Raw genomic sequence first — 8,014 nt, forward strand, 5'->3', positions numbered from 1 at the left:
ATTTCCCACCACCAAAAAAGACATGACCAAGTTCGTCTTCGTCACCGGCGGTGTGGTGTCTTCCCTGGGCAAGGGAATCGCCTCAGCCTCCCTTGCAGCGATCCTCGAATCGCGCGGCCTCAAAGTCACCCTCATCAAGCTCGATCCGTACATCAACGTCGATCCGGGCACCATGTCCCCCTTCCAGCACGGCGAGGTCTTCGTGACCGACGACGGCGCCGAGACCGACCTCGACCTGGGCCACTACGAGCGTTTCATCGAAACGCGCATGAAGCAGGCCAACAACTTCACCACCGGTCGCATCTACCAGAGCGTGCTGGAGAAGGAGCGCCGCGGCGACTACCTGGGCAAGACGGTGCAGGTGATCCCGCACGTCACCAACGAAATCCAGGAATTCATCAAGCGCGGCGCGGGCATCGGCGCGCCGGATGCGGTCGATGTCGCCATCTGCGAAGTCGGCGGCACCGTGGGCGACATCGAGTCGCTGCCCTTCCTCGAAGCCGTGCGCCAGCTGGCGCTGAAGGCAGGCCCGAACAACGCGGCCTTCGTCCACCTGACCTACCTGCCCTGGATCGCCACGGCGGGCGAACTCAAGACCAAGCCCACGCAGCACACGGTGCAGAAGCTGCGCGAGATCGGCATCCAGCCCGACGCGCTGCTGTGCCGCGCCCAGCATTCCGTGCCTGAGGAGGAGAAGGAGAAGATCTCCCTCTTCACCAACGTCCCCGAATGGGGCGTGATCAGCATGTGGGACGTGGACACCATCTACAAGGTGCCGCGCATGCTGCACGAGCAGGGGCTGGACGGCCTGATCTGCGACAAGCTGCGCCTGAACACGCCGCCCGCCAACCTCAAGCGCTGGGACAACCTGGTACATGAGACCGAGCACCCCAAGGGCGAGGTCTCCATCGCCATGGTCGGCAAGTACGTGGCCCTGTCGGATGCGTACAAGTCGGTGAACGAGGCGCTCAAGCACGCGGGCATGCAAAGCCACGTGCGCGTGAAGATCACGCACGTGGACGCCGAGGAAATCACCGACGCCAACGCCCGCGAGCACCTCGCGCAGTACGACGCCATCCTGGTGCCCGGCGGCTTCGGCTCGCGCGGCGTGGAGGGCATGATCTCCACCGCCAAGTACGCCCGCGAAAGCAAGGTGCCCTACCTGGGCATCTGCCTGGGCATGCAGGTCGCCACCATCGAATACGCGCGCCACAAGGCGGGCCTGGGCGGCGCCAACTCCACCGAGTTCGCGCCGCACTGTCAGCACCCCGTGATCGCCCTCATCACCGAGTGGAAGGACGAGGACGGCACGATCAAGACGCGCGACGCCAACTCCGACCTGGGCGGCACCATGCGCCTGGGCGCGCAAAGCTCCGACGTGCAGCCGGGCACGCTGGCCCACAGCATCTATGGCAGCGTGGTGACCGAGCGCCACCGCCACCGCTACGAGGCCAACGTGCAGTACCTCGACAAGCTGCGCGCGGCGGGCCTGGTGATCTCCGCCCTCACCCAGCGCGAGCAGCTGACCGAGATCGTCGAACTGCCCCAGGACGCGCACCCCTGGTACATCGGCGTGCAGTTCCACCCCGAGTTCAAATCCACGCCCTGGAACGGCCACCCGCTGTTCAACGCCTTCGTGAAGGCGGCCGTGGCACACCAGAAAAAGGCTTGACCCCCATGAAACTCTGCGGTTTCGACGTTGGCCTTCAGCACCGCTTCTTCCTCATCGCGGGCACCTGCTCCATCGAAAGCCTGCAGATGTCGCTGGACGTGGCGGGCCAGCTCAAGGACGCCTGCACTTCGCTCGGCGTTCCGCTGATCTACAAGGGCTCGTTCGACAAGGCCAACCGCTCGTCGGGCACCAGCCGGCGCGGTGTGGGCATGGATGCGGGGCTCAAGATATTGGACGAAGTGCGCCGCCAACTGCAGTTGCCCATCCTGACCGACGTACACGAAGCCTCGCAGGTGGCCGAGGTCGCCAGCGTGGTGGATGTTTTGCAGACGCCCGCCTTCCTGTGCCGCCAGACCGATTTCATCCGCGCCGTGGCGCAGTCCGGCAAGCCGGTCAACATCAAGAAGGGCCAGTTCCTCGCGCCCTGGGACATGAAGAACGTCATCGACAAGGCCCGCGCCGCTGCGAAAGAAGTGGGGCTGGATGAAGACAACTTCCTGGCCTGCGAACGCGGCGTGAGCTTTGGCTACAACAACCTCGTGGCCGACATGACCAGCCTGGCCGAGATGCGCAACTCCGGCGCGCCCGTGGTGTTCGACGTGACCCACTCGGTGCAAAAGCCCGGCGGCCTGGGCGCCGTGAGCGGCGGCGCGCGCGACATGGTGCCCGTGCTGGCCCGCGCGGGCGTGGCCGTGGGCGTGGCGGGACTGTTCATGGAGACGCACCCCCGGCCCGCCGAGGCGTGGTCCGACGGCCCCAACGCCGTGCCGCTCCAGCACATGAAGGCGCTGCTGGAAACCTTGGTGGCGCTGGATGACGTGACCAAGCGCAGCGGATTCCTCGAAAACAACTTTGGAGCCTGACAGACATGCCCAGTGGATACATCATCGCCAACGTGCGCGTTACCAACCCCGTGCAGTACGAGGAATACAAGAAGTGGAGCACGGCAGCCTTCGCCGCGCATGGCGCTGAAATCTGCGTGCGCGGCGGCCAGGTCGAGGTGATGGAAGGCGACTGGACGCCCGAACGCGTGGTGGTTGCCAAGTTCCCCAGCTTCGAGGCTGCCCGCGCGTTCTACCACTCGCCCGAATACGGCAAAGCCCGCGCCGCGCGCGAGGGCGCGGCCATCATGCGGCTGGTGTGCGTCGAGGGCCTGTGAAGATTTTTCTCGCCGTGCTGCTGGGCCTGTTCGCCGGATGGGCCGCGCTCGGCTGGAGCCTCAGCAACCTGGGCTGGCTCGCCACGCACCTGTGCAGCCCCGATTTCGCGCTGCCCGACATGGCATGCAGGTTCGCGGCAGCGGCCACGCAGATTTTGCTGATTCCGCTGGCCGCCTGCGCCAGCGGGTTCATCGCTTGGTTTTTGTTATCTAGAAATGGAAGAACTTCATGAGTGCAATCGTTGACATCGTAGGCCGCGAAGTGCTGGACAGCCGCGGCAACCCCACCGTCGAATGCGACGTGCTGCTGGAAAGCGGCGTCATGGGCCGCGCCGCCGTGCCCTCGGGCGCGTCCACCGGCAGCCGCGAGGCCATCGAGCTGCGCGACGGCGACAAGGCCCGCTATCTGGGCAAGGGCGTGCTGAAAGCCGTGGAGCACATCAACACCGAGATCAGCGAGGCCGTGCTGGGCCTGGATGCGTCCGAGCAAGCCTTCCTGGACAAGACCCTGATCGACCTGGACGGCACCGAGAACAAGAGCCGCCTGGGCGCCAACGCCATGCTCGCCGTCTCCATGGCCGTGGCCCGCGCCGCCGCCGAGGAATCGGGCCTGCCGCTGTACCGGTATCTCGGCGGCATGGGCAGCGTGCAACTGCCGGTGCCGATGATGAACGTCATCAACGGCGGCGCGCACGCCAACAACAGCCTCGATCTGCAAGAGTTCATGATCATCCCCGTGGGCGCGCCGAGCTTTCGCGAGGCCGTGCGCTGGGGCGCCGAGGTGTTCCATGCGCTCAAGAAGATCATCCACGACAAGGGCATGAGCACGGCAGTGGGCGACGAGGGCGGCTTCGCCCCCAGCGTGGAGAACCACGAGGCCGCCATCCGCCTGATCCTCGACGCCATCGAGAAGGCGGGCTACACCGCAGGCGAGCAGATCGCCCTGGGCCTGGACTGCGCCGCCAGCGAGTTCTACAAGGACGGCCACTACGTGCTCGAAGGCGAAGGCGGCCTGCGCCTGACGGCCCAGCAGTGGACCGACATGCTGGCGGCCTGGGTGGACAAGTACCCCATCATCAGCATCGAGGACGGCATGCACGAAGGCGACTGGGACGGCTGGAAGCTGCTCACCGAGCGCCTGGGCAGCAAGGTGCAACTCGTGGGCGACGACCTGTTCGTCACCAACACCAAGATCCTGAAGGAAGGCATCGACAAGCGCATCGCCAACTCCATCCTCATCAAGATCAACCAGATCGGCACGCTGACCGAGACCTTCGCCGCCATCGAGATGGCCAAGCGCGCGGGCTACACCGCCGTCATCAGCCACCGCTCGGGCGAAACGGAAGACAGCACCATCGCCGACATCTCGGTGGGCACGAACGCGGGGCAGATCAAGACCGGCTCGCTGTCGCGCTCCGACCGCATCGCCAAGTACAACCAGCTTCTGCGCATCGAAGAGGACCTGGGCGACATCGCCCAGTACCCCGGCCGCGCCGCGTTCTACAACCTGAAGTAATGACCCCCACGGTCGCCCACTGCGTGTGGCTCCCTGCCCCCCAGGGGGGCCGCGTTTCGCCTTGGGGCGGCCCGGCGGCGAAACCTTGCGCCAAAACAAGCGAGGGCAGTAGCTAACCCCATGGGCTCCCGCCTCGTCCCCGTCGTCCTGCTGGCCCTGCTGGCCGCCCTGCACGCCCAGCTCTGGCTCGGGCGCGGCAGCGTGCCGCGCGTCAACGCCATGCAGCACCGCATCGAGGTACAGAAGGCGGCCAACGACCAGGCCCGCCAGGCCAACGAACGCCTGGCGTCCGAGGTACACGACCTCAAGGAAGGGCTGGACATGGTGGAAGAAAAGGCGCGCAGCGAGCTGGGCATGGTCAAGCCCAACGAGATCTACGTGCAATACACCCGTGGAACACCCCCGCGTTGAGCGGCGGCGCGCGTGGCTCCCGTGGCAGTGGTAGCCCTGCTGGGGGCCCCGTGTACGGGGGCGGACGCACTGGCCGACGCGCTGCGCGAGCGCGTTCCGGCGGACTCCCTTCAGATCACCCGCACACCGTCACCACAGGCCCAGCTGGTGCTGCTCATGGGGCTGGACCTGCCCTGCCCCGCGCACCAGCGCCCCACGCAAGAAGCCGCCGATGCGCGGCTGCGTGCCGAACTGGCGCGCTCAGGCAAGGCTTTTCAGGTGGTGTATGGGCAGGGCATGCAGCGTGTCGAGCATGCGCTGAAAGCTATTAAAAGCATAGCTGCTTGCGCTTTACCAGCAAGCGCTGGCGGCCATTTTGATGCTGAATCCGCCAGGCAGCGCGCCTGGCATTGCGAGAAGTGCAGCGACCCGGAATGCGAGCACCGCCTGTTCAGCGCGCTCCTCAGGCCTGCTGCACCAGGGCGCGCTTGAGTTCCTTGAGCAGCAGCACCACCTGGCTGGAGCCATAGCGGTAGCCGCCGTTGAGCACCTGCACGGCCTTGTCCCACTCGCCGCGCTGGGCCAGTTCGACCAGCAGGGCCGCCTGCTCGTGAAAATACTGGTGGCGCGACATCAACAGCGGAAAGGCGGGCTGGTCGCCCAGCAATTCGCCGCCCACGCCGTGCAGCCAGCGGCCCAGCGCGCAATGGTCGTCGCGGCGCACCACCGCAGGATCCAGGCCCACGGAGGTGCGGCCTTCCAGGTAGTCCATCAGGCGCGCCTTCCAGCGCTCGTGGGCGTTGATCGCCGCGTCGATGTCCAGCGCGGCCAGCAAGGTATCCGCACGCCGCGAATCCGCCGCTGCGGAACTGTCGAACAACGCCAGTGGCGCCACCGGCGCGTGTGCGCGGCGACTGCTGCTGTGAAAGACTCGACGTAGAAGTTCCATGACCACCCCTTGTTGACAACCGCGATCTTAGAGCGGTACGGCAAAAATGAATGTCAACGATGGTCACCCTCCGCGCGGCCCCGGTCGGTGTCCGTGTGGCGCGGATACCGAGAACCGTTCGCATTTAGAATGCATCAGCATCTCCCACCTCCCCGCCCGTCCATACCCCTCCAAACCCGTGCCAGCCCTGCCCCTCACCGCCCTCCGGCCGCCGATCAGCACGCTCGTACACCACTACGAAGAACTCGTCGCCCACGTGCGGCGCGGCCCCGTGGCGCGCTGGTTCGACGCTGGCATGGCCCGCGAGGTCGTACACGACGTCTGCGCCGAGCTGATCGAACGCCCGCCCGCGCCGCCGCGCACGCCGCTGGCCTTTCTGCGCACCGTGTGTACGCGCCGCGCCATCGACCGCTGCCGCATCGAGCAGCGCCATGCGTTCTGGGTGGAAGGCCAGGCCGCACCGCCCGACGCGACCGCCCTGCCGGACGAGAGCTGCGACCCGGCACGCATACTGGAGGGCCGCCAGCGCCTCGCGCTGCTGGCCGACAGCATCCACGCCCTGCCCCCGCGCTGCCGCGACGTGTTCGTGATGCACCGCATCCACGGCCTGCCGCAGCAGGACATCGCGCAGCACCTGGGCATCTCGCTCAAGACCGTGGAAAAGCACCTCGCGCTGGGCACCGCCGCCTGCCGCCGCGCGCTGGACGACACCCTGCGCGACCTGTCGCCGCCATGACCTCCGCACACGCGGCGCGCCAGGCCGCCAGTCCTGCCCCGGCCAACCCGCAAGACGGCAGTGGCACGCCGCCCGAACACCCGTTCGACGCCGCGCTGGATGCCGAACGCGACGCCCTGCGCGCCCTCTTCCCCCTGCCCCCGCCCAAGCCGCCGCGCGCCCGCACCGCGCTGCGCAATGGCGGCGCGGCGGCCCTCGTCCTGGGCACCGCCACAGGCCTGCTGTACTGGGCCGACCCGGCCTGGCGCACCGAGCACCACGCCACCGCCATCGGCGAGCAGCGCAGCGTGGCGCTGGCCGACGGCAGCACCCTGACGCTGGACACCGCCACCGCCCTCGACGTGAGCTGGCACCTGCGCAGCCGCCGCGTCGCGCTGCGGCACGGGCAGGCGCGCTTCGCCGTAGAACCATCCGCCTGGCGCCCCTTCGAAGTCACCGCCGCCGCCACGCGCATCCGCGTCGTCGGCACCATCTTCGACGTGCGCCGCGACCGCGACCAGGTGCAGGTCACCGTGCTGCAGGGCCGCGTGGAAGTGCGCGGCCCGGGCAGCGCGGACGCACCGCAGCTGCTCACGCCCGGCCAGCGCCTGCACCTGGGCGGCCCGCTGCCCGCAACCCCCCAGCCGGTGGACGCCACACAGGTCGGCGCCTGGCAGCTGGGCCGCCTCGTCTTCGACCGCACACCCCTGCGCGAAGCCCTGGCCGAAGTGCAGCGCTACCGCAGCGCCCCCATCCGCCTGCGCGACGACGGGCGGCTGGGCGCCCAGGCCGTCACCGGCGTGTTCGAGACGGCGCACACCGACCAATTGCTCGACCTGCTGCCGCGCATCGTGCCCGCGCAGGTGCGGCGCCACGGCGACGGCAGCGTGGAGATTTCGCCCGACGGGCGGTGAAATCATGGTCAAAATAGGCGCCAGCGCCCGCCAGTCAAGCGCAGGCAGCTATGGTTTTTAATAAACCATTACTCCCCCACATCCGCCAGCACCGCCTCGATCACCGCCCGCGCCAGGTAGTAGCCCTGCTGCGGCAGCCGCTCCAGCAGCGGGCGTGCCGCCGGCACCAGCCCCTCGGCCTTGGCCATGCCGATCACCGCTGCCGTGCCGACCAGCGCAATGCCGTGCGCCCGGGCCTCCAGCCGCCCGGCACGGTCGTCCATCACCAACAGCACGGCATCGCCCGCGTCGCGCCAGACGCACGCCGTGTGGATGGCGCTGGCCTCGCCCGCATCGACGCCGGGGTTCAGCGGCTTCCAGCCGCCCGGCAGCTCGTCCACCACCTCGATCCAGCCTTCTTGCAGGGTGCGCGCCAGCAAGGCCCCGTCAGGGAAGGCGGCGGAAGCGGGTAAGACCTCGTCGCGCACCGTGGCCGTGATGCACACGCGGCCGAACAGCCCGCGCAGCAGGGCCAACGCATCGATGCGGGCCAGCGCAATCAGCGGCCCGGCATCGGCGATGACGACGCGGCGGCTCACTGGCCTACCCTCCGTTCCATAGAGGCCGTGGATAACGCACAGCGCAGGGTTGTCCACCGGGCGTGGTTGTGGACAACACGACGGGCGCCTCTCACGCCCCGAGGCGTGTTGTCCACAACTG

The 8,014-nt window shown here is 68.0% G+C and carries 11 protein-coding genes; 9 read left to right on the forward strand and 2 right to left on the reverse strand.

Annotation, left to right across the window (positions count from 1 at the left end; genetic code table 11):
- Positions 1 to 22 precede the first annotated feature (22 nt).
- The 7 genes from QM569_RS05935 to QM569_RS05965 all read left to right on the forward strand — a co-directional run bounded on the left by QM569_RS05935 (position 23) and on the right by QM569_RS05965 (position 5,229).
- Positions 23 to 1,672, forward strand: coding sequence for a CTP synthase (locus QM569_RS05935; RefSeq protein ID WP_414986312.1), 1,650 nt, complete (start codon positions 23 to 25; stop codon positions 1,670 to 1,672).
- A gap of 5 nt (positions 1,673 to 1,677) precedes the next feature.
- The gene (gene kdsA / locus QM569_RS05940) at positions 1,678 to 2,535 is read left to right on the forward strand and encodes a 3-deoxy-8-phosphooctulonate synthase (protein WP_414986302.1); all 858 of its coding nucleotides are present in this window, start codon (positions 1,678 to 1,680) and stop codon (positions 2,533 to 2,535) included.
- Positions 2,536 to 2,540: 5 nt separating this feature from the next.
- The gene (locus tag QM569_RS05945; protein ID WP_414986303.1) at positions 2,541 to 2,831 is read left to right on the forward strand and encodes a DUF1330 domain-containing protein; all 291 of its coding nucleotides are present in this window, start codon (positions 2,541 to 2,543) and stop codon (positions 2,829 to 2,831) included.
- Positions 2,832 to 2,845: 14 nt separating this feature from the next.
- Complete coding sequence (locus QM569_RS05950) at positions 2,846 to 3,064, forward strand: hypothetical protein (protein WP_414986304.1); 219 nt, start codon at positions 2,846 to 2,848, stop codon at positions 3,062 to 3,064.
- A complete protein-coding gene (gene eno, locus QM569_RS05955; RefSeq protein ID WP_414986305.1) occupies positions 3,061 to 4,347 on the forward strand; it encodes a phosphopyruvate hydratase in 1,287 nt (428 codons plus the stop codon). Before QM569_RS05950 ends, eno begins: the two co-directional genes overlap by 4 nt.
- A gap of 120 nt (positions 4,348 to 4,467) precedes the next feature.
- Entirely contained in the window at positions 4,468 to 4,758 is a 291-nt protein-coding gene (locus tag QM569_RS05960; RefSeq protein ID WP_414986306.1) for a septum formation initiator family protein, read from the forward strand.
- 21 nt (positions 4,759 to 4,779) lie between these two features.
- Positions 4,780 to 5,229 carry a hypothetical protein gene (locus QM569_RS05965; RefSeq protein WP_414986307.1) on the forward strand — a complete coding sequence of 150 codons (450 nt, stop codon included), beginning with the start codon at positions 4,780 to 4,782 and terminating at the stop codon, positions 5,227 to 5,229.
- On the opposite strand, the gene QM569_RS05970 is transcribed toward QM569_RS05965, so the two are convergent.
- Positions 5,201 to 5,617 carry a CZB domain-containing protein gene (locus QM569_RS05970; RefSeq protein ID WP_414986308.1) on the reverse strand — a complete coding sequence of 139 codons (417 nt, stop codon included), beginning with the start codon at positions 5,615 to 5,617 and terminating at the stop codon, positions 5,201 to 5,203. The two genes, QM569_RS05965 and QM569_RS05970, sit on opposite strands and share 29 nt — an antisense overlap.
- Positions 5,618 to 5,864: 247 nt before the next feature.
- On the opposite strand from QM569_RS05970, the gene QM569_RS05975 reads away from it, so the two are divergent.
- Both QM569_RS05975 and QM569_RS05980 read left to right on the forward strand, forming a co-directional pair.
- The gene (locus tag QM569_RS05975) at positions 5,865 to 6,422 is read left to right on the forward strand and encodes an RNA polymerase sigma factor (protein WP_414986309.1); all 558 of its coding nucleotides are present in this window, start codon (positions 5,865 to 5,867) and stop codon (positions 6,420 to 6,422) included.
- A complete protein-coding gene (locus QM569_RS05980; RefSeq protein WP_414986310.1) occupies positions 6,419 to 7,315 on the forward strand; it encodes a FecR family protein in 897 nt (298 codons plus the stop codon). The genes QM569_RS05975 and QM569_RS05980 overlap by 4 nt, the downstream gene beginning before the upstream one ends.
- A 68-nt stretch (positions 7,316 to 7,383) precedes the next feature.
- Here QM569_RS05980 and QM569_RS05985 read toward each other — a convergent pair whose 3' ends face one another.
- Positions 7,384 to 7,893, reverse strand: a complete 510-nt coding sequence (locus QM569_RS05985; protein WP_414986311.1) for a DUF3368 domain-containing protein — start codon at positions 7,891 to 7,893, stop codon at positions 7,384 to 7,386.
- Positions 7,894 to 8,014 lie beyond the last annotated feature (121 nt).

Source organism: Acidovorax sp. (assembly GCF_047607405.1).
Classification (GTDB): domain Bacteria; phylum Pseudomonadota; class Gammaproteobacteria; order Burkholderiales; family Burkholderiaceae_C; genus Acidovorax.

Coding starts and splice junctions, on each gene's coding strand:
- QM569_RS05935 (WP_414986312.1), top strand. CDS start 23: ATGACCAAGTTCGTCTTCGTCACCGGCGGTGTGGTGTCTTCCCTGGGC.
- kdsA (WP_414986302.1), top strand. CDS start 1,678: ATGAAACTCTGCGGTTTCGACGTTGGCCTTCAGCACCGCTTCTTCCTC.
- QM569_RS05945 (WP_414986303.1), top strand. CDS start 2,541: ATGCCCAGTGGATACATCATCGCCAACGTGCGCGTTACCAACCCCGTG.
- eno (WP_414986305.1), top strand. CDS start 3,061: ATGAGTGCAATCGTTGACATCGTAGGCCGCGAAGTGCTGGACAGCCGC.
- QM569_RS05960 (WP_414986306.1), top strand. CDS start 4,468: ATGGGCTCCCGCCTCGTCCCCGTCGTCCTGCTGGCCCTGCTGGCCGCC.
- QM569_RS05980 (WP_414986310.1), top strand. CDS start 6,419: ATGACCTCCGCACACGCGGCGCGCCAGGCCGCCAGTCCTGCCCCGGCC.